This is a genomic window from Eoetvoesiella sp., assembly GCF_035555955.1.
Lineage (GTDB): Bacteria > Pseudomonadota > Gammaproteobacteria > Burkholderiales > Burkholderiaceae_B > Eoetvoesia.
In genome coordinates this window covers 83274-102848 of sequence record NZ_DATMGA010000039.1, presented here as the reverse complement: position 1 = coordinate 102848, position 19575 = coordinate 83274, and the positions used below count along the sequence as shown (strand labels likewise).

At 62.9% G+C, this 19575-nt stretch carries 18 protein-coding genes; 13 read left to right on the top strand and 5 right to left on the bottom strand.

From position 1 onward, the window contains the following. The first annotated feature begins 27 nt into the window (after positions 1-27). From VNT00_RS11090 to VNT00_RS11065, 6 genes are all read left to right on the top strand, one after another. Positions 28-903, top strand: coding sequence for a branched-chain amino acid ABC transporter permease (locus VNT00_RS11090; protein WP_325587425.1), 876 nt, complete (start codon positions 28-30; stop codon positions 901-903). 1 nt (position 904) lies between these two features. Then, positions 905-1927, top strand: coding sequence for a branched-chain amino acid ABC transporter permease (locus VNT00_RS11085; RefSeq protein ID WP_325587423.1), 1023 nt, complete (start codon positions 905-907; stop codon positions 1925-1927). A gap of 4 nt (positions 1928-1931) precedes the next feature. Continuing rightward, positions 1932-3572 carry an ATP-binding cassette domain-containing protein gene (locus tag VNT00_RS11080; protein WP_325587421.1) on the top strand — a complete coding sequence of 547 codons (1641 nt, stop codon included), beginning with the start codon at positions 1932-1934 and terminating at the stop codon, positions 3570-3572. 50 nt (positions 3573-3622) lie between these two features. Then, positions 3623-4306 carry a DAPG hydrolase family protein gene (locus VNT00_RS11075; RefSeq protein WP_325587420.1) on the top strand — a complete coding sequence of 228 codons (684 nt, stop codon included), beginning with the start codon at positions 3623-3625 and terminating at the stop codon, positions 4304-4306. Positions 4307-4462: 156 nt separating this feature from the next. Beyond that, positions 4463-5257, top strand: a complete 795-nt coding sequence (locus VNT00_RS11070) for an IclR family transcriptional regulator (protein WP_325587418.1) — start codon at positions 4463-4465, stop codon at positions 5255-5257. A 98-nt stretch (positions 5258-5355) separates the two neighbouring features. Further along, the gene (locus VNT00_RS11065) at positions 5356-6549 is read left to right on the top strand and encodes an amino acid aminotransferase (RefSeq protein WP_325587416.1); all 1194 of its coding nucleotides are present in this window, start codon (positions 5356-5358) and stop codon (positions 6547-6549) included. Between the two features lie 96 nt (positions 6550-6645). Here the strand turns inward: VNT00_RS11065 and VNT00_RS11060 are convergent, their stop codons facing one another. Then, complete coding sequence (locus VNT00_RS11060) at positions 6646-8157, bottom strand: CoA-acylating methylmalonate-semialdehyde dehydrogenase (RefSeq protein ID WP_325587414.1); 1512 nt, start codon at positions 8155-8157, stop codon at positions 6646-6648. A 141-nt stretch (positions 8158-8298) separates the two neighbouring features. Between VNT00_RS11060 and VNT00_RS11055 the strand changes: the two genes are divergently transcribed. Continuing rightward, positions 8299-9240, top strand: a complete 942-nt coding sequence (locus VNT00_RS11055) for a LysR family transcriptional regulator (RefSeq protein WP_325587412.1) — start codon at positions 8299-8301, stop codon at positions 9238-9240. 59 nt (positions 9241-9299) lie between these two features. Here VNT00_RS11055 and VNT00_RS11050 read toward each other — a convergent pair whose 3' ends face one another. After that, positions 9300-10286 carry a D-2-hydroxyacid dehydrogenase family protein gene (locus tag VNT00_RS11050; RefSeq protein ID WP_325587410.1) on the bottom strand — a complete coding sequence of 329 codons (987 nt, stop codon included), beginning with the start codon at positions 10284-10286 and terminating at the stop codon, positions 9300-9302. A 567-nt stretch (positions 10287-10853) separates the two neighbouring features. On the opposite strand from VNT00_RS11050, the gene trhO reads away from it, so the two are divergent. The 3 genes from trhO (at position 10854) to VNT00_RS11035 (ending at position 13706) form a co-directional block, all read left to right on the top strand. Then, on the top strand, positions 10854-11843 hold the full coding sequence (trhO, locus tag VNT00_RS11045) for an oxygen-dependent tRNA uridine(34) hydroxylase TrhO (protein ID WP_325587408.1): 990 nt from the start codon (positions 10854-10856) through the stop codon (positions 11841-11843). Positions 11844-11985: 142 nt separating this feature from the next. Then, positions 11986-12954, top strand: coding sequence for an NAD(P)H-dependent flavin oxidoreductase (locus VNT00_RS11040; protein WP_325587406.1), 969 nt, complete (start codon positions 11986-11988; stop codon positions 12952-12954). After that, positions 12951-13706 (top strand): glutathione S-transferase, encoded by a 756-nt coding sequence (locus VNT00_RS11035; protein WP_325587404.1) that lies wholly within the window; start codon positions 12951-12953, stop codon positions 13704-13706. The genes VNT00_RS11040 and VNT00_RS11035 overlap by 4 nt, the downstream gene beginning before the upstream one ends. 37 nt (positions 13707-13743) lie before the next feature. On the opposite strand, the gene fabI is transcribed toward VNT00_RS11035, so the two are convergent. Genes fabI through gloB form a run of 3 tightly spaced genes read right to left on the bottom strand, consistent with a single transcriptional unit; the run spans position 13744 to position 16774 of the window. Next, the gene (fabI, locus tag VNT00_RS11030) at positions 13744-14523 is read right to left on the bottom strand and encodes an enoyl-ACP reductase FabI (RefSeq protein ID WP_325587403.1); all 780 of its coding nucleotides are present in this window, start codon (positions 14521-14523) and stop codon (positions 13744-13746) included. Between the two features lie 39 nt (positions 14524-14562). Continuing rightward, positions 14563-15963: a transglycosylase SLT domain-containing protein gene (locus VNT00_RS11025; RefSeq protein WP_325587401.1), complete on the bottom strand. Its 1401-nt coding sequence runs from the start codon at positions 15961-15963 to the stop codon at positions 14563-14565. Positions 15964-15973: 10 nt separating this feature from the next. Beyond that, positions 15974-16774 (bottom strand): hydroxyacylglutathione hydrolase, encoded by an 801-nt coding sequence (gene gloB / locus VNT00_RS11020; protein ID WP_325587399.1) that lies wholly within the window; start codon positions 16772-16774, stop codon positions 15974-15976. A 29-nt stretch (positions 16775-16803) separates the two neighbouring features. Here gloB and VNT00_RS11015 point away from each other — a divergent pair, with 29 nt between their 5' ends. From VNT00_RS11015 to VNT00_RS11005, 3 genes are all read left to right on the top strand, one after another. Continuing rightward, positions 16804-17565 (top strand): class I SAM-dependent methyltransferase, encoded by a 762-nt coding sequence (locus VNT00_RS11015; RefSeq protein ID WP_325587397.1) that lies wholly within the window; start codon positions 16804-16806, stop codon positions 17563-17565. A 130-nt stretch (positions 17566-17695) separates the two neighbouring features. Next, a complete protein-coding gene (gene rnhA, locus VNT00_RS11010; RefSeq protein ID WP_325587395.1) occupies positions 17696-18163 on the top strand; it encodes a ribonuclease HI in 468 nt (155 codons plus the stop codon). A gap of 291 nt (positions 18164-18454) precedes the next feature. Beyond that, entirely contained in the window at positions 18455-19561 is a 1107-nt protein-coding gene (locus VNT00_RS11005; protein WP_325587393.1) for an efflux RND transporter periplasmic adaptor subunit, read from the top strand. Positions 19562-19575: the final 14 nt, after the last annotated feature.

The window sequence follows — 19575 nt, the reverse complement described above, 5'->3', positions numbered from 1 at the left end:
GGGCATTCCGTCGAAAGAGGGAGTTTTATGGAAAACGTGGACATCGTAATCAACAGCCTGGTTTCCGGAGTGCTGTTGGGGGGCGTGTTGGCCTTGGCCGCACTGGGCCTATCCATAGTCCTGGGCGTCATGGGCCTGGTGAACCTGGCCCATGGCGAACTGCTGATCGCGGGCGGCTATCTCATGGTCTTCGTCATGCAGCCCCTGGGCTTGAGTTCCCTGCTCGCGCTGCCGCTGGTTGCCGTGCTGATGGCTGCCTTGGCCTGGCCCCTGCAGCGCTACATGTTGCAGCCTCTTGCGGATAAGCCGCCCGAGTCCGCAATGATGACCACGTTCGGCCTTTCCATCGTATTGCAGAATGTCTACATCATGCTGTTCCATGCCGATACGCGCTCCATCCAGTTCGGCAATGGGGTGAGCTCCATTCAGATAGGCCCGGTCGGGTTCGGAAGAATCTACCTGATCGGCTTCGTGCTTTCCATCGTGGTCATTCTCGCGGTGCATTTCCTCATCTCGCGCACGGCGTTTGGGCGCGACCTGCGCGCCAGCGCGTCGGACCCGGTTGCCGCGGCTGTGAACGGCGTGGACGTACGGCGCGTGCATGGCTGGACATTCGCGCTGGGCGCCGCCTGCGCCGGGGTCGGGGGTGTGCTGATCGGCAGCATCTTTGCCTTCACACCCATAAGTGGCGCCACCTACCTGTTGAACGCTTTCGCCATCGTCGTGCTGGGAGGGCTGGGCAATATCTTCGGAACGCTGGTGGGCGGTTTGCTGCTTGGGGTGTTGCAAAGCCTGGGCGGCTTGATGCTGGGCGATGGTTATCGCGATCTGGTGGGCCTGGTGCTGTTGCTGCTCATGCTGGCCCTGCGCCCGCAGGGGCTGCTGGGACGCAAGGGGGGATAACATGCAAACACAAATCAAACCCGCGGCGCATGCCGATGCGGCGGCCTGCCGAACCATTGCGTACTCGGTTGTCCTGCTGGCGGTAGTGGGCTTTCCCATTGTCGTTCCAGGGGCCTTGAGCAGCTACGGCTTTGAAGTCGGGTTCCGGCTGCTGCTGTTGATGACGCTGGCCGAAGCCTGGAATCTTCTGGCTGGATACGGAGGCCTGGTATCGCTGGGAACCGCCTCGTTTTTCGGGGCCGGCGGTTATATGCTGATGGGCCTCATGAATTTCGCCGGCCTGCCGGTCTTGCCCGCTTTGCTGGCTTCGGCCGTGGCGGGGGCGGCGCTGGCCGCCCTGGTGTCGCCCGCGGTGTTCCGCCTGAAAGGCCTGTACTTCACCGTGGGCACGCTTGCCCTGGCCGAGGCCATACGGTTGTTCATGATCAACACCAGCTATTTTGGCGGCGCGACGGGCTGGTTCGCCGTCGTGGATCCGCCTTCCGTGCAGGTTCTGTACTTGTGGGCGTGGGTGCTGTTCGTCTTTGCCACCATTGTGTTGTCCCTGTATGTGTCGTCGCGGCTGTCCATAGCGCTCAAGGCGGTGCGCGACGACGAGGCGGCGGCGGATCAGGTGGGGGTGCGGGTCTTCCGCGTAAAGCTGCTGGCTTTCATGACGGCCAGCGCCCTGATGGCGATGGCGGGTGGCCTGCAGGCGGTGAAGCTGGGCGCCATCGAGCCCTACGGCATGTTCGGAATTTCGTGGTCGGTGGATGTTCTGTCGGTGGTCATCATCGGGGGCATAGGCCTGCGTGCGGGGCCTTTGGTGGGAACCGTGTTCATCGTGGCGCTAAGCGAATGGCTGGCCGACTACCCCGATGTGCATCTTGCCATTACGGGCCTGATTCTCATTGTCGTCATCCGGTGCGCGCCGCAGGGCCTGACCGGGCTGGCCATTTCACTGTGGCGCAGAAGAAATGGCCGGCGAACGCAAACCGGCCGCGCCGACGCCGCCGGCGCGCAATCCGCACTGGAAAGGGGGTGAAGCCATGACCGTCGATTCTTCATTCAAGGCTATGGACGGGCAAGCCCCCTTGCTGCAGGTGGCGGGGCTGACCAAGCGTTATGGCGGCGTAGTGGCGGTCAACGATCTTGGATTTTCGCTTGGCAAGGGCCAGATCCTGGGCGTAATCGGCCCGAATGGCGCCGGCAAATCCACACTGATCTCCATGCTTGGCGGGGCCTTGCAGCCCACCGAGGGCAATATTTTCTTCAATGGCCGCAATATTACGGCGACCTCCGCCGCCTCCCGGGCGCGCCTGGGCATCGGGCGCACCTATCAGATTCCCCGGCCTTTTCTGGACATGACGGTGGAAGAGAACCTGCTGGTGCCCTTGTATGCCAGAAGCCCTTTTGCCAATCGCAAGATCGTGCGGCTCGAATGCCGGGCGTTATTGGAAAAGACGAATCTCGTTGATGTCGCCGATTGGCGGGCCAGGGATCTTCCCTTGTTGCGCCGCAAGCGCCTGGAGGTGGCTCGGGCCCTGGCATTGAAGCCGCAGCTTCTTATGCTGGACGAGGTGGGGGGCGGACTGGTGGATCGCGAAATCGATGAATTGATCGAGCTCGTTCGCCAGGTGGCGCCGGAAACCGACGGCATCATCATCATCGAACACGTTCTGCGCGTGGTGCGCGAGTGCTGCTCGACCACCATGGTGATGAATTTCGGCGAGAAATTCGCCTATGGACCCACGGAGGACGTGCTCGCCAGCGACGACGTGGCCGCCATTTACCTGGGCTCTGCACATAAAAAGCAGGGCAGAGCCGAGGGCGCGAATGCTGCAGCGCAGGCCGGGGCCGAGCCAGTGCCGGATGCCGCACTTTCCCAGGCCAGCCATGGCCTGGACAGCATCGTGGCGCCGCCGCGGACGCCGTCCGGCGAAGCCGCTCCGGAGCTTTTGCGGCTCGAGGACGTATGCGCGGGCTATGGCCAGGCCAGGGTGCTGCATGGCCTGAGCTTTGGTGTCAAGGCAGGGCAGGCCGTGGCTATCCTGGGCTGCAATGGCGCGGGCAAAAGCACGTTGTCGCAAGTCATTGCGGGAACCATCAAACCCACCTCGGGCTCGCTGCGGTTCGACGGCGCCGACATCACATCGATGGCGCCGCACCGGATCGCCGATCTGGGCATTGCCCAGTGTCTGGAGGGACGCAGAATCTTTCCGACCTTGTCGGTGGAGGAAAATCTTCTGCTGGCTGCGCGCCGGGTGGCGCCGAAAGAGCAAAAAGAGCGGCTGGACGCGGTGTATCGGCTGTTCCCCATATTGGCCGAAAGGCGCGGGCAGGCTGGCACCTCCATGTCCGGCGGGCAGCAGCAGATGCTGGCGATCGGGCGTGCACTGATGAGCCGCCCGCGCCTGGTCGTCTTCGACGAGATCAGCCTTGGGCTGGCCCCTGTCATCGTCGACCGGCTCTACACGGCGCTGGACGTTCTGCGCAAGGCAGGCCTGACCATACTGCTTGTCGAGCAGGACGTGGAGCGGTCGCTGGATCTGGTCGATACCGCGCATATCGTTTCGCATGGAAACATCGTTCTGTCGGGCAGCGCCGTCGAGGTGCGGAACCATCCCGGGTTGAAAGATCTGTATGTTGGCGCGGGCCACGAAGAGCCGCGTGAATCCGTTTGTGTTTGAACACTGAAAACGCGTTGGCATGCCGCGCCACGCAACGACAAGGAGGCATTATGAAGTTAGAGGAAGTCGACCGGCTGCTGGATCCCGCCCCAATGCAGCTGGAAACGGGATACGAACGCCTGGATACGGGCGTGCTGCATGTGGCGGCCCGCACCGACCTGCATCGCTGCACCGGGGAAATGTTTGAATGGTGGTTCCGGTTTCGGCCGGATACCCAGAAATACGTGTGGTGGCATCCGGTGGATCACGTGTTCAGCGACTGGGCCGAGTGCCGCGATGGCACGCACGTAGGCTCCATTCATGTCGTCGAGGAACGTTTTACCGGCTTGCCCGCCGAGAAGCTGTCCATCCAGTTCCGCGACGCTGCCGAGTTTTTCGACGCCGGCGCCTATGACGCTGCCCGCCGCGAAGGGCGGGTGAGCGCGGCCGTGTGCGGGCGCGTCGGCGCGGGTCATCAACCTCCGCGCGACGGCGACAAGGTTCTGGGCGGCCGCTTGCTGCATATTGGCCGCGATACCGAATGGGGCTGCGCGCTGCGCAGTCACTTTTATCTGGGGCAGGACCTCGTGGACCAGGGGATGAGCCCTTCGGAGATCGAAAAGCTGGTCACGGACGAGTTCGGCCGGGCGCTGTTGATGCATTGCTATAACGAATTCACCTTTCTCTCCCGGTTCCTGCCTTCGCTGTTCATCGCCGAAAACCGGGATAGCCGGCCCATAGCCGTGCCCTGGTAGGGCGGAGGAGGGCATTTTCAGTGTGGCGAACGGCGTATAGTGCCGATGTGTTCGAACGCCGTAGCCATTAAACTAGGGCCTTTTAGCTTTTAGTGCTGACCGGCCCTGACTGCGCCGTTTCCAGGCGCTCCGAAATCAGCAGCCAAGTGGAATTTTATGAAGCCAAATCCGCCTGATCAGGTATTACGCGGCGATGAGCCGGCAAACGAGCGCTCGGGCATCCAGGTAATCGCCCGAGCCGCAGCCATCATGCAGCTGCTCGCCCAGAATTCGGGGGGAATGTCGTTGGGGCAGATCGCCAAGTCGCTTGCGTTGCCGCGTTCCACCGTGCAGCGCATCGTCGATGCCTTGAACCAGGAAAACCTGGTGATTGCCGGGTCGTCGGCCCGTGGCGTGCGGTTGGGGCCGGCCCTGATTCCCCTGGCCACCGCGGCGCGGTTCGATATTGCCGAAGTGGCGCGCAAATACATGCAGGAGCTTGCCTCCAGCCTGGGTGAAACCGTCGATCTGACCATTTTCGAGCAGGACAAGGTCGTGTTCATCGACCAGATAACCGGCTCGCACCGGCTGCAGGCGGTCTCTTCCGTGGGTATCTCGTTCCCGCTGCACGCTTCGGCGCCTGGCAAGGCGGTATTGGCGTGCCTACCCGCGGCGGCACTGCAGAAAATCAAAAAGAAGATCCGTTTCGAACCTCATACGGCGCGTACCATCACGTCATGGGAAGCCCTGGAAAAAGAGCTGGAAGAGGTGCGGCGCACGGGTATTGCCGTCGATTACGAAGAGCATGACGAAGGCATTTGCGCGGCGGCCATCGCGCTGCAGCGGGCCGGGGGCGATTTGGCCTCCATTTCCATTCCCGTTCCTACCCTGCGCTTCAAAGAGGCGGAGCGGGACATCGTGAACCAGTTGCTGGCCTGCAAGGAAAAAATAGAGCGCGATTTATTGTCCTGAGCCTTGTATGCTGGCCGGCGCCTTCCCTGACAAGCCGGTATAAAATACCGAATTTCCCACCCCCTTTTTCGCTGGCTCCCCGGCATACAGGAAAAACCTTGTTCAGCACGCTCTCGGCCTATGCAGGCGACCCCATATTGTCTTTGCAATTGGCGTATCGCGACGATCCCCGGCCTGAAAAAATCAACCTCAGCATTGGCTTGTATTACGACGACGAAGGCAATATTCCTCGCCTGGAGTCCGTGCAGCGTGCGCAGGAAATCGTCAACGCCTCGACCGCGCCCAGCGTCTACCTGCCCATGAGTGGCAGCCCGGCGTATTGCAAGGCGACGCAAGAGCTGGTCTTTGGCAAGGATTCCGAGGCGCTGCGCGCCGGCCGTGTCGCCACTATCCAGACTTTGGGCGGCTCGGGCGCGCTCAAGGTGGGCAGCGACCTGCTGAAAAAATTCTTTCCGAGGTCGGTGGCGCGCATCAGCAACCCCACTTGGGACAACCACCGGGCCATCCTGGAGGGCGCGGGGTTTGCGGTGGAGGCGTATCCGTATTTCGACCCGGCCACCCAAAGGCTGGATTTCGAGGCCATGGCCGCCTACCTGGAAACGCAGGCCGAGCAAACCATTATTGTGTTGCACCCGTGCTGCCACAATCCCACCGGCGCCGATCTCAATAGCGCGCAATGGGACGAGGTCGTGCGCATCGTCGCCCGGCGCAAGCTGCTGCCTTTTCTCGACATGGCCTACCAGGGGCTGGGCGAAGGCCTGGAGCGCGATGCGTATCTGGTGCGGGCTCTGGTCAAGGCCGACCTGCCGTTCCTGGTGGCCAATTCGTATTCCAAGATTTTCTCGATTTATGGCGAACGTTGCGGCGGCTTGAGCATGTTCTGCGCGAACGCGGACGAAGCCTCGCGCGCGCTGGGGCAGTTGCAGCAAGCGGTGCGGCGCAATTATTCCAGCCCTCCGGCCTATGGCGGGCATGTGGTGGAAACGGTGCTGCTCGACCCCGAGCTGCGCGCGCTGTGGGAGTCCGAAGTCGACGCCATGCGCGAACGCATCCACGAGATGCGGCTCGAGCTGCATCGCGGGCTGGTGCGGGTGCATCCGGCCTACGACTGGGATTTCCTGCTGGCCCAGCGCGGGATGTTCAGCTATGCGCCCGCGCTGGCGCCCCATATGCAGGAGCTCATTGAAAAGTACGGCGTCTACATCATCGAGTCGGGGCGCATTTGCGTGGCGGGGCTCAACACCCGCAATGTCGAGCGCACCGCCCAGGCATTCGCTTCGGTCTTGAAGTAGGCTGGCTGCACACCCCCTTGAAGGATGATTCGGGTATGGCGGGGCGCCCGCTTTGTTCCGTCTGCCAAGGCGGGATAAAGCGGGCGTCTTTTACGTCTATTTTGCTGTGGGCATGGCGAACTCGGCGCCTTTGGAGGTGCTTTCCGGCCAGCGCTGCATGATGCTTTTTTGCTTGGTGTAGAAGCGCACGCCTTCTTCGCCGTAGGCGTGCATGTCGCCGAACAGCGATTTTTGCCAGCCGCCGAAGCCGTGCCAGGCCATCGGCACGGGAATGGGCACGTTGATGCCGACCATGCCGACCTGGATGCGGCGGCCGAACTCGCGCGCAATGTGGCCGTCGCGGGTGTAGCACGACACGCCGTTGCCGAATTCGTGCGCGTTGATGAGATCGACGGCGGTGGCGAAATCGTTGACCCGCACGCAGGCCAGCACCGGCCCGAAGATTTCCTCTTTATAGATGCGCATTTGCGGCGTGACGCGATCGAACAGCGTGCCGCCGGTGAAAAAGCCGTTTTCGTGGCCGGGCACTTTCAGGCCGCGTCCGTCGACGACCAGCTCGGCGCCTTCTTCCTGGCCCAGCGCAATATAGCTTTCGACGCGCTCCAGCGATTGGCGGCTGACGAGCGGGCCCATTTCGGCGTCGCTTTCCATGCCGTTTTTGACGACCAGGTTCTTGGCCCGCTGAGCCAGCATGGGCACGATCTTGTCGCCGACGTCGCCCACCAGGACAGCCACTGAAATAGCCATGCAGCGTTCCCCCGCCGAACCGTAGGCGGCGCCTGTGAGGGCGTCGACGGCTTGCTCCAGGTCGGCGTCGGGCATGACGACCAGATGGTTCTTGGCGCCACCCAGGGCCTGCACCCGCTTGCCGTAGTGGGCGGCCTGCTCGTAGATATAGTGGGCGATGGGCGTCGAGCCCACGAAGCTGACGGCCTTGACGTCCGGATGGGCCAGCAGAGCGTCGACGGCGACCTTGTCGCCCTGCACGACGTTGAAAACACCGTCCGGCAGGCCGGCCTGCTTGAGCAGGTCCGCCATGTAGAGCGCCGCCGACGGGTCGCGCTCGCTGGGCTTGAGCACAAAGCAGTTGCCCGCAGCGATGGCGACGGGAAACATCCAGCAAGGCACCATGCTGGGGAAATTGAACGGCGTGATGCCCGCCACGACGCCCAAGGGTTGGCGCAGGCTCCAGTTGTCGATGCCGGTGGAAACCTGGTCGGTGTAGTCGCCCTTGAGCAGTTGCGGAATGCCGCAGGAGAATTCGATGACGTCAATGCCGCGCGACACCTCGCCCTGGGCATCGCTGAACACTTTGCCGTGCTCGGCGGTGATGATGGCCGCCAGTGTGTCGCGGTGCTGGTTCATGAGTTCGAGGAACTTGAACAGAACGCGCGCGCGCCGGATGGGCGGGGTGTTGGCCCAGGCGGCAAAAGCTTGCTTGGCGCCGGCCACGGCCGCATCGACGTCGCCGGGTTCGGCCAGCAGGACCTGCCTGGCTACGCTGCCCAACGCGGGATTGTAGACATCCTGGCGCCGCACGGATTTGCCCGGAGTGCGTTGTCCGTTGATGAAATGTCCTACATCGCTGCGGTCGGTGAAGTTGTGCATGGCGGCGTTCCTGTCGGTATTCGGTGAGACTGCTGGTTTAACGATGCATATCGCATTCGATTTTTTAGTTTAAGGATGTAGGCGTTGTTTGAATAGCCATAAAAGCTGGATTCATTGTTCAATATAATGAATAATCCATGCATGGATAACGAAAAAATCTCTGCGCTGTGGACGCATGTTCACTGGCTTACGGTGCTGGCTCAGCAAGGCAGTTTTACCGCCGCCGCACGGCATCTGGATGCCAGCAAGGCCGCCATGAGCCAGCGCATTGCCGAACTCGAGCGGGCGGCTGGCGTATCCCTGGTCCAGCGCACGACGCGCAGCGTGCGCCTGACCGAAGCGGGGCAGCAGTTGGTCGAGGCGACGCGGGGCGCTTTCGAGCATATTGCCGACAGCTTCGAGAGCGTGCGCGAACTGGCGGCTTCACCTCAGGGCACTTTGCGCCTGAGCGCCCCGGTGGCGTTCGCCCGCCAGCAACTGGTGCCGCGCCTGCCCGTGTTTTTGCGCAGCTATCCCCGGATCCGTATCGAGCTGGATCTGTCCGATCAGTTGAGTTCGCTGGCGGTGGACGGTTTCGATCTGGCGATCCGCCATACATCGTCGCCGCCCGATACATACGTGGCGTGGGCCTTGTGCGCGACGCGCTCGGTGCTGGTGGCCAGCCCGGATTACATCGCGCGCCACGGCGCGCCGGATACGCCCGAAGCCCTGGCCGAGCATGCGTGCCTGCATTATCCGCGCCGCCAGAGCACGGTCATGTGGACGTTCGAGTCGGCGGCCAGGAAGGGCCAGGCGGCCAAGAGATGGGTGGTGCCGGTCAAGGGGCCGTTTGCCGTCAACAACAGCGAGGGCTTGCGCGAGGCTGCGCAGGCCGGCCTGGGCATTACCCTGTTGCCGGATTTCACGGCGCAGCAAGCCCTGCTCGATGGAACATTGGTGCCTGTTCTGCCTGGCTGGAATGTGGTGAACGTGTTCGGAGATACCCTATATGCCATCCGGCCCTATTCCACACATGCCCCCCGCGCCGTCCAGGTTTTCGTGGCGTATTTGCGCGAAGCCTTTGCGCAGGGGTTCACCGCGTAGCGGCAAGCATGGCCGCCGGGCCGGCTTCTGTACACCTTGACGTCCAGCCAGGCGTCGTTCTACACACGCAGCGGCTTTTCCCGGTTTCTGACTTGAGGATTGACCAGGTCGACGGGCTGGCCCGCCGCGTAGCGGACGATGGCGTCGAAGGCGGCGCCGTAGTAGGCCTCGTAGTTGTCTTTTTCGACGAAGCCGATGTGAGGCGTGCACAAGGCATTGGCCAGCTTGAGCAGAGGGTGGCGGGCGCCAAGCACGGGCTCGGATTCGTAGACATCCACCGCCGCGAAACCGGGGCGCCCCTGGCACAGGGCGCGCTCCAGGGCGTCGGGCTGGATGAGCTCGGCGCGGCTGGTATTGACCAGCAGGGCGGTGGGCCGCATGCGAACCAGGTCGGCCAGGGCGACGAGCCCCCGGGTTTCGGGCGTAAGGCGGATATGCAGGGTCACGATGTCGCTGCCGGCCAGAAACTCTTCCCGCGAGACCGCAACGGCGAATCCGTCCGCGCGGGCGCGGTTGGCGGAGCCTTCGCGGCCCCATATCCAGACATCCATGCCAAAGGCTCTGCCGTAGGCGGCGACCTGCCGTCCGATGCGCCCATAGCCCCAGACCCCCAGGCGCTGGCCCCGCAACTGCTGGCCCAGATGCCCTTGCCACAGGCCGTCGCGCAGCCGGTTGACTTCGGCGACCAGGTGGCGGCGGCTGGCAAGAATCAGCGCCCAGGTCAGTTCGGCTGCCGCCGCGCCGCTGCCTTGCCCATCGGCGACGGCGATGCCATGTTCGGTACAGGCGTCCACATCGACGTGTCCGCCGATCTTGCCGGTCTGGCAGATCAGGCGCAGCCTGGGCAGGCGCTTGATCAGGTCGGCCGAGACAATGGTGCGTTCCCGGGTAAGCACCAGGGCCTCGGCGGTGCCGAAGCGTGCGGCCAGCTCGGTCAGGTCTTTGGCGCTGTCGTTGAAGACTTGCACGCTGTGTCCGGCCAGCTTGTCGAAGCAGTGCAGATGGCGAACACAATCCTGGTAGTCGTCGGCGATGGTGATGTTCATAGGGCCTGTTAGCACATAGTAAGGAGATCGCGTTGGGGCTGGAACCGCTTGAGCGCAAGGACTCCCCCGCAGCAAGGCTAAATGCCTTGCGAGGAAGGGCAACGCCATGAGCGGCGGGGCGGACGTATTGGTAATTTCCCCAGTTTCATTAAATTGACTGCAATCCAGTGTTATCTTACGGCTAGTGTTACAGCGTTACAACAGGCCGAGCCCGGCCTGCGGGCCGGCTCATTATTACTTTACGAATACTAATAATTCAGTGAGGTTTTTGATGTTGGTCAAACCGCGTACCCCGACTGCATTCCGTCCCCTTACAAGCTCCGTGCGGCAGCTTATCAATAACGAAAGGGCCAAGCAGGCCTCTTCAAAGCGGATCATCAGCATGGGGGGCGTCGGCAACGAACGCTACGACCGCAGACGCGCCAAATAGGCCTGGCCCTCCCGGGGCGCAGGTGGATGGCGGGCACAGAGGTAAAATAACCGTTTTATCCAACTCGCCCATGACCCCCTTGTTTGCGGCTGTTTCGCCGCATCGACGCAACTGGTCTTCGGGCTATTGATTCTGTCATGGCTGATTTCCTGGTTGCCGCGCTGTACAAGTTCGTCCATCTACCCGATTACAAGGCGCTGCAGGCGCCGTTGTTCGAGTTTTGCGAAAGCAACGAGGTCAAGGGCACCCTGCTGCTGGCCGAAGAGGGCATCAATGGCACCATAGCCGGCCCCGAAGCCGGCATCCGGGCCGTGCTGGCTTATTTACGCCGCGACCCGCGCATGGCTTCGCTGACGCACAAGGAATCGCGGGCCGGCAAAATGCCGTTCTATCGGCTGAAGGTCAAGCTCAAGCGTGAAATCGTCACCATGGGCGTGCCCAATGTGCAGGCCGGCACCATGGCCGGCACCTACGTCAAGCCCGACCAATGGAACGCCCTTATCGACGACCCGGATGTCGTGGTAGTCGATGTGCGCAACGATTACGAAGTCTCCATCGGCTCGTTCGCGTCGGCGGTCAACCCGCATACCGCAAGCTTTACCGAGTTTCCTCAATGGGTGCAAACCCAGACCGAAAACGGCGTGTTGAACAAGAAGTCCCGCGTGGCCATGTTCTGCACCGGCGGCATTCGCTGCGAGAAATCCACCGCCTACCTGCGCTCGCAGGGGTTTGAAGAGGTTTATCATCTTGAAGGCGGCATTCTCAAGTACCTGGAAACCGTGCCGCCCGAGCAAAGCCGCTGGGAAGGCGAGTGCTTTGTCTTCGACGAACGGGTTTCGGTGGTGCACGGCCTGGAGGAAGGGCATTACGAGCTGTGCCGGGCCTGCCGCCAGCCGCTTGGCGCCGCCGACAAGGTCTCGGAGCATTTTGTCGAAGGCGTAAGCTGCCCGCATTGCCACGGCACGCACACGCCCGAGCAGGTTCAGCGATTCCGCGAGCGCCAGAAGCAGGTAGAGCTGGCCCGCCAGCGCCGTCAGCGCCACATCGGCGTGCGCATGGAAAAAAACCATGCTGCAGCCGATGCCGCAGCCGCAGCCGGATCCGGCGCGCAAGGTGCAGCCGAATAGCGGCATGCGTATCGTGCCCATGCATTGCCGCCCATTTTTGTCTGTGGGTGATCAGGCCCTGACACAACCTTGACGCTGCGTGGCTGGAAATCTGCACGCGACCGGGCGGCGGACTTGAACGAATTCTTTTGAAGGACGAATCATGATAGCGACAGCATTGACGGATATGTTTGGCCTGGATCACCCCATTGTGCTGGGGCCCATGGGCGGCGTGGCGGGCGGCCGCCTGGCCGCGGCGGTGTCCAATGCCGGAGGCCTGGGCATGGTGGGCGGAGGCTATGGCGATCCCGACTGGCTCGATACCGAATTGGCCTTGGTCAAGGCGCAGGCCAAGCGGCCTTGGGGCGTGGGGCTCATCACCTGGGCCATCGGCGACGGCATACTCGAGCTTGCCCTGAGGGCCAAGCCGCACGCTGTCATGCTGTCCTTCGGCGATCCTTCGCCTTACGCGTCGGCGATCAAGGCGGCCGGATGCAAGCTGATTTGCCAGGTGCAGGATGTGGCCGGCGCCGTCCAGGCACGCAAGGCGGGCGCCGACGTCATCGTCGCCCAAGGCACGGAAGGGGGCGGCCATGGCGGCGCGCGCGGCACGATGCCGTTGGTGCCGGCCGTGATCGACGCCTCGGGCTCGGTCCCGGTGGTGGCGGCCGGGGGCATTGCCGACGGGCGAGGCCTGGCGGCGGCCCTGATGCTGGGCGCCCATGGGGCCTTGCTTGGCACGCGGTTCTATGCCAGCCGCGAAGCGCTGGGGCACGACCAGGCCAAGCAGCGCATCGTCAACGCCGAAGGCGAACAAACCCAGCGCACCCGCATCTTCGATATTGTGCGCGGCTACGACTGGCCCAATGGCTATACCGGCCGCGCCCTGCACAATGCCTTCATGAGCCGCTGGACGGGCAGGGAAGACGAGCTGGCCGAGCAAGCGGCCACGGTAAGCCCCGAGTTCTGGGCGGCGGCCGGCGATGGCGACTACGATACCGCCATGGTGTGGGCCGGCGAGGTCGTCGATCTTATCCATAAGGTGGAAAGCGCCGGCGATCTGGTTGCCGGCATCGGTGCGCAGGCCGAAGAGCAATTGCAGCGTGCCGGGCAGTTGCTGCGCAAGCCATGAAGGCGCAGGCGCGCCCGATCCTGTATTCCTTCCGCCGCTGTCCCTACGCCATGCGGGCGCGCCTGGCCTTGGCCGCCAGCGGCCAACAGTGCGAGCTGCGCGAAGTGGTGCTGCGCAACAAGCCGCAGGCCTTGTACCAGGCGTCGCCCAAAGCCACGGTGCCCGTGCTGGTGCTTGGCGACGGCCAGGTACTGGAGCAAAGCCTGGACATCATGCTGTGGGCCTTGGGCCGGAACGATCCGCAAGACTGGCTGGCGCCGGATCGGCAGGGGCCCGATGCCATGCTGGCGCTCGTGGCCGAATGCGACGGCGCTTTCAAGCACCATCTGGACCGCTATAAATATCCGCAGCGCTATGCGGGTGAGCCGGGCGCAGGCGGGCGAGCCGATGCGGCTACCAGCGCCAATGCCGGCATTGCGGCCAGCTCCGATATGGATGGGAGCCCTGTTCAGGCCGCGGCGGCGCATCGCGCCGAGGCCGCGTGTTGGCTCATGAAGCTGGAGCGGATGCTGGAACAGGACGCCTTTTTGTTCGGGCATCATGCGGCGCTGGCGGACATGGCCATTGCGCCTTTCGTCAGGCAGTTCGCGCACGTCGATGCCGGCTGGTTTCAGGCCCAGCCCTGGCCGCGGCTGTCGGCATGGCTTGCAGCGTGGATGGACTCCGACCTGTTCGGCCGCATCATGAAAAAATACGCCCCCTGGACCGAAGGGGGCGATGGCGTGGTGTTTCCCGAAACCCTGCCGTTATGACCACAAGCTAAAGCTCCGGCCCTTGGGCCGGAGTTCTTCACATGCCTGGAACAACGGTGGAGAAGCCCGCATCCACGTGGGTGATCTCGCCGGTTACACCCGCTGCCAGATCGGACAGCAGGAAAGCGGCCACGTTGCCGACATCTTCGATGGTGATATTGCGGCGCAGCGGCGCGTGGGATTCCACGAACTTGAGTATGGAGCTGAAGTCCTTGATGCCGCTGGCGGCCAGTGTCTTGATGGGGCCCGCGGAAATACCGTTGGCACGGATGCCCATGGGGCCCAGCGAGGTGGCCAGGTAGCGCACGCTGGCTTCCAGCGAAGCCTTGGCCAGACCCATCGTGTTGTAGTTGGGGACCACTTTTTCGGCGCCCAGGTAGGTAAGGGTAAGCACCGAGCTTTGGCGGCCCTTCAGCAAGGGCAGGGCGGCCTTGGCCAGGGCCGGGAAGCTGTAGGCCGAGATGTCGTGCGCAATGCGGAAGCCTTCGCGCGAAAGGCCTTCGAGGAAGTCGCCGGCAATGGCTTCGCGCGGCGCGAAGCCGATGGAATGCACCAGCCCGTCCAGGCCGTCCCAGTGCGACTGCAGCTCGGCGATGGCGGCTTCGATTTGCGCGTCTTCAGCGACATCGCAAGCCAGGACGATGGTGCTGCCAAGTTCGGCGGCGAATTCGGTGACGCGCTCTTTGAAGCGTTCGCCCACATAGGTAAACGCCAGTTCGGCGCCTTGCTGGCGGCAGGCCTGGGCGATGCCGTAGGCAATGGAGCGATTGGACAGCACGCCGGTGACCAGGATGCGCTTGCCGTTTAAAAAACCCATTTTTTTTATCCTGTTTGGTTGTTGCGGACCGGTTTGGGACTAGCCGCGGATATTGGTGCCCGGCACGCGCAATTGCTTGCCCCGGGCCAGACTGTTGCTTTTAAGATTGTTCAGTTTGCGCAGTTCGTCGATCGAGGTGTGGTAGCGCTTGGCCAGCGAGTACAGCGTGTCGCCCGATTGGACGGTATGAGTGCGGACATTGGCCTTGCGCTTTACGACGACGACGTCCTTGCCTCGCCGCTGCACCGATACTTTCTTGATGGATGGCTTGCGGGTTTCGGATCCGGAGTCGTTGGAGGGGTATTCCAGGGACGCCAGCTGGATGCCGCCGCCCGATTCCAGCTTGGGAACCAGCAGGGTTTGCGCGATCGCCCGCGTTTTCTTGCTGCTTAGCCCATTGATTTTTCGAAGGCTTGCCAGGCTTATGCCGTATTTTTTGGCAATGGCCGCGTACGACTCGCCCTGCCTCGCATGGTAGGCCTGCCACGAGCTGAGCTTGCCCTGGTAGGCCTCGAGGTTGGCCTTGAAAATATCGGCCCGGTCGGTGGGCAGCAGTAGCGTGGGTTCGTGTTCGCCCAGAATGACGGGGCGGTTGAACGAGGCGTTGAGCGCCTTGAAGTCTTCCACCGACATTTCGGCCAGTTGGGCGGCCACGGCGACGTCGATGGATTGCGTTCTTTTGATGGTGGTGAAATAGGGGGTGTTGCTGACGCTGGGAAGGGTGATGCCGTATTTTTTGGGGTTGGCGACGATGTTTTTTATGGCCTGCAGCTTGGGCACGTAGTTGCGGGTTTCATCGGGCATGCTGATGGAGGCGTAATCGGTGGGCAGCCCCGCATCGGCGTTTTTGTCGAGGGAGCGCTTGACCGCGCCTTCGCCCCAGTTGTAGGACGCCAGCGCCAGGTACCAGTCGCCCTGGAAGTCGTACAGATAGCTCAGGTAGTCCAGCGCGGCATGGGTGGAGGCGATGGGGTCGCGGCGCTGGTCGCGCCACGAGTCCTGCTGCAGGTTGTAATGCAGGCCGGTGCTGGGAATGAACTGCCACAGGCCCGAGGCGTTGGATTTGGAATAGGCGGTGGGGTTGTAGGCGCTTTCCACGAAAGGAAGCAGGGCCAGTTCGGTAGGCATGCCCCGGCGTTCGAGTTCGTCGACGATGAAATACAGGTACTTGCTGGCCCGCTGGCTCATGCGGTAGACGGCTTCGGGGTGCGAAGCGTAGTACTCCGTCCATTGGTCGGCCAGGTCGCTATGCAGATTGGGGATGGCGAAGCCGCGGCGGATGCGGTCCCACATGTCGCGGGGGGGGTGGGTGAGGTCGATGGTGCGCGAGGTTTCCTCGGCGGTATAGACCTTTTTGTTTGCGTATTGGCTGGTTTGGTTGCTTGCGCAACCGGCCAGGACTGCCACGATGAGCAGAATGAAGAGTCGTAGGCAGTTCATTGGCTAGGTGTCAAAAATTGTTCTTCCATTCGCGCAGGCTCGCAAAAACGGCTACAGCCGAGGTCAGCGGCTCGCCCGCATAAGCGGCGGCCGCGTCTGAAACGCTTTGTTGCAATGGGCGGCAAAACGGGTTGGTTTCAAGCTCCAGGCCGATGGTGGACGGCAGGGTCGGCAGACCTTCGGAGCGTTGCCGCTGCGCGGTCTGCCAGCGTTGCTGCAAAGCAGTGTTGCCGGGTTCCACCTGCAGCGCCCAGCGCAAATTGGCCAATGTGTACTCGTGCGCGCAGCACACCAGGGTTTCCAGCGGCAAAACTTTGAGTTTTGCCAGGGAATTGACCATTTGGGCGGGGGTGCCTTCGAAAAGGCGTCCGCAGCCTGCGGCAAACAGTGTATCACCACAGAACACCACGGGCTTGCCGGTGTCCAGGTAGCCGAAATAGGCGATGTGGCCGGCGGTATGGCCAGGGATGTCCAGGATGGACAGGGTTAGGCCGAGGTTCTCAAGTGTGATATTGTCGTCTTCCTTGAGGCCTTCGTCGCATACCGGCAGGGTTTCGCCCAGCGGGCCGTAGACCTTGGCGTTGGTCAGCGCCTTCAGGGCCTTGACGCCGCCGACGTGGTCGGGATGATGGTGGGTTAGTAAAATGGCATCGAGGGTTAAATGGTATTGCCCGAGCAGCTTTTCGATGGGCTCGGACGCCCCCGGGTCGACCACCACCGCATGCCCGCCTTTGCACAGCAACCATATATAGTTGTCGGAAAAAGCGGGAACCGGGATAAGCTGGGTGCGGCTAGAGTCTGGGTTAATCATGTTTGCCAACCATATTGCAAGGAGCTCATGTGTCTGAATCGTTGGGCCAGCCGCTTATCGTGGAACTTGCCGAATGGTTGAGCACGCCCGCCGGCCAGTACGTCAAGCAATGGGAACAGGAAAAAATAAACGGGATGGTGGCCAATGCGTTCGGGTACCATGCCATGCAGGTTGGCCTGCCCGGCTGGGACTTGCTGCAAGCAAACAGGATTCCGTACAAGGGCCGTACTCATTCGTATGGCGATGCGGGTTGCGCGCAACCCGGCGTCGCGCTTTATGCCGACCCGGAAAACCTGCCCTTCGATGGCCAGAGCATCGACTTGCTGATATTACCCCATGTTCTGGAGTGTTCCAATAGCCCGCACCAGGTTTTGCGCGAGGCCGAGCGGGTCCTGGTGCCCGAGGGCCGGGTGGTGATTTCGGGCTTCAATCCCTGGAGCCTGTGGGGGCTGCACGAGCGCATACCGGGCCTGGATCCCATCATGCCCATTCCCGCCCACCTGCAGGTTTCCCTGGGCCGCCTGAAAGACTGGTTCAAACTACTGTCGTTCGAGGTCGACCGGGGGCACTTCGGCTGCTATGCCCCTCCCTGCGAGACCGAGAAGTGGCTGCAGCGTTGGGCGTTCATGGAGCCGGCGGGCGACCGCTGGTGGCCCATATGCGGCTCGGTCTATGTGGTGTCGGCCATCAAGCGCGTGGCGTGCATACGGCTGGTGGGCCCCGAATGGAAGCATGTAAAGAAGCACGTCAGAAGGCGTACGGTGGTCACCGGCAGGCATTCGGGTATCTAGGCAGGCGGGCCAGCCAGGCCGTCCGCCGGGGCGGCGGGCCGCGGCAACGCGCAAGTCAAGTTAAGTTAAACAGCGCGCCGCGGGGCAGGCCGGCGGCGGAATGGAAGCGGGCGGAGCCGCAAGGAAAATAATGAGTCGTGAACATGTTGTGGATATCTGGACCGATGGCGCCTGCAAGGGCAATCCGGGCTGGGGGGGGTGGGGGGCGCTGCTCAAGCAGGGCTCCCACGAGAAAACCCTGTGCGGCGGCGAGCCCAATACCACGAACAACCGCATGGAGCTGATGGCGGTCATCCAGGCGCTTGCCGCCTTGAAGCGCCGCTGCACGGTGGTCATCCATACCGATTCCCAGTACGTGCAAAAGGGCATGACCGAATGGATCGCCAACTGGAAGCGGCGCGGCTGGCGCACGGCGGACAAAAAGCCGGTGAAGAACGCTGATCTGTGGCAGATGCTGGACGAACTGGTGGAAAAGCACGATTTAAGCTGGCAGTGGGTAAAAGGGCATGCCGGCGATCCCGGCAACGAGCGCGCCGACGCGCTGGCCAACCAGGGGGTCGAAGTGGCGCAAGGCCGCAAGGCGACTTCCGAAACCTGACCGACATAAAAAGCCCCCACGCTGCGCCGCTGTGCGGCTTGCTGCCCCCCGAGGGGGCTTTTTTGCCTTGGGGCGGCCCGGCGGCAAAAAATGGCCCCCACGCTGCGCGGGCTAGCGCCCGCTTGCTGCCCCCCGCGGGGGTGCCTTTTGCCTTGGGGCGGCCCGGCGGCAAAAATCCCCCGACATACGCTACTATCTACGCTTGATGGAAATGGCTTGTTGCGTTTTGCGCGGGCGAAACATAACAGGTTTTTTCCACTATAAATAAACCCATAACAAGCTATTGATTTCATGAAAATAAATGCAGCGGGACTTGCGGGAGTCTTGGTGCTGGGCGTGGTGTTGGGCTCGGCGGGTGTGCGCGTATTGCAGGGGGGCAAGGCGGGCCAGGCTCCGGCTGCGGCCAAGGCCGCGCCGGCCGCCGGCGGCCAGGCGGCGCATTCGGCCGCCACTGTCGAGGTTGCCAGGGTCGAATCCGTATCGCTGCCTCGCGGCGTTTCGGCTGTGGGCACGCTGCGCTCGCAAAACTCCGTCGTGTTGCGCCCCGAAATTACCGGCCGCATCGACGAAATCAATTTCAAGGAAGGCGGCAGGGTTGCCAAGGGCCAAGTGTTGGTGCGTCTGGACGATAGCGTTGCCACGGCGCAGCTGCAGCAGGCGCAAGCCAATCTGAACCTGGCTGCCAGCCAGCACCGGCGGGCGCAAGAGCTCAGCGCCCAGGGGTTCATCAGCAAGCAGGCGCGCGACGAGGCCGCCAGCCAGCTCAAGGTGCAGCAGGCGGCGGTGGCGCTGGCCAGCGCGCAACTCGGCAAGACCGTCATCGTGGCGCCGTTCGACGGCCTGATCGGCTTGCGGCAGGTATCGGTGGGCGACTATGTAAGTCCCGGCGCCGACCTGGTGCCCATTGAGTCCATCGACCCCCTGCAGGTCGATTTCCGGATTCCCGAGCATTATCTGGGCCAGATCCAGACGGGCCAGAAGCTGACGCTGCGCTTCGACGCCATGCCGGGTGTCGAGCGCGAGGGCAAGGTCGGCGCCATCAACCCTCTGGTCGACGTGGGCGGGCGTTCCATTTTGCTGAGGGCCGATGTGCCCAACGCCGACGATGCCTTGCGTCCGGGCTTGTTCGCCCGGGTGCAATTGCAATTTGCCGACGACAAGGCGCTGGTCGTTCCCGAGGCGGCGCTGGTGCCGTCGGAAGAAGCCCGCTATGTGTATCGGGTCGATCAGGGCCGGGTCGAGCGCAGGCAGGTGCGAATCGGACTGCGCCGCGACGGCAAGGTCGAGGTGCTGGAAGGCCTGGCCGAAGGCGACCAGGTGGTGGTGGCGGGCGTGCAGAAAATCAGCGACGGCGCGGCGGTGCGCGTTGCGCCGGCCGCCGCGGCGGCCGGTTCCTGAGCCGGGATCGCTTC

Bases quoted from the DNA above. Each gene is read 5' to 3' on its own strand.
- VNT00_RS11090 (WP_325587425.1), top strand. From the start codon at position 28: ATGGAAAACGTGGACATCGTAATCAACAGCCTGGTTTCCGGAGTGCTG.
- VNT00_RS11085 (WP_325587423.1), top strand. From the start codon at position 905: ATGCAAACACAAATCAAACCCGCGGCGCATGCCGATGCGGCGGCCTGC.
- VNT00_RS11080 (WP_325587421.1), top strand. From the start codon at position 1,932: ATGACCGTCGATTCTTCATTCAAGGCTATGGACGGGCAAGCCCCCTTG.
- VNT00_RS11075 (WP_325587420.1), top strand. From the start codon at position 3,623: ATGAAGTTAGAGGAAGTCGACCGGCTGCTGGATCCCGCCCCAATGCAG.
- VNT00_RS11070 (WP_325587418.1), top strand. From the start codon at position 4,463: ATGAAGCCAAATCCGCCTGATCAGGTATTACGCGGCGATGAGCCGGCA.
- VNT00_RS11060 (WP_325587414.1), bottom strand. From the start codon at position 8,157: ATGCACAACTTCACCGACCGCAGCGATGTAGGACATTTCATCAACGGA.
- VNT00_RS11055 (WP_325587412.1), top strand. From the start codon at position 8,299: ATGGATAACGAAAAAATCTCTGCGCTGTGGACGCATGTTCACTGGCTT.
- VNT00_RS11050 (WP_325587410.1), bottom strand. From the start codon at position 10,286: ATGAACATCACCATCGCCGACGACTACCAGGATTGTGTTCGCCATCTG.
- trhO (WP_325587408.1), top strand. From the start codon at position 10,854: ATGGCTGATTTCCTGGTTGCCGCGCTGTACAAGTTCGTCCATCTACCC.
- VNT00_RS11040 (WP_325587406.1), top strand. From the start codon at position 11,986: ATGATAGCGACAGCATTGACGGATATGTTTGGCCTGGATCACCCCATT.
- VNT00_RS11035 (WP_325587404.1), top strand. From the start codon at position 12,951: ATGAAGGCGCAGGCGCGCCCGATCCTGTATTCCTTCCGCCGCTGTCCC.
- fabI (WP_325587403.1), bottom strand. From the start codon at position 14,523: ATGGGTTTTTTAAACGGCAAGCGCATCCTGGTCACCGGCGTGCTGTCC.
- VNT00_RS11025 (WP_325587401.1), bottom strand. From the start codon at position 15,963: ATGAACTGCCTACGACTCTTCATTCTGCTCATCGTGGCAGTCCTGGCC.
- gloB (WP_325587399.1), bottom strand. From the start codon at position 16,774: ATGATTAACCCAGACTCTAGCCGCACCCAGCTTATCCCGGTTCCCGCT.
- rnhA (WP_325587395.1), top strand. From the start codon at position 17,696: ATGAGTCGTGAACATGTTGTGGATATCTGGACCGATGGCGCCTGCAAG.
- VNT00_RS11005 (WP_325587393.1), top strand. From the start codon at position 18,455: ATGAAAATAAATGCAGCGGGACTTGCGGGAGTCTTGGTGCTGGGCGTG.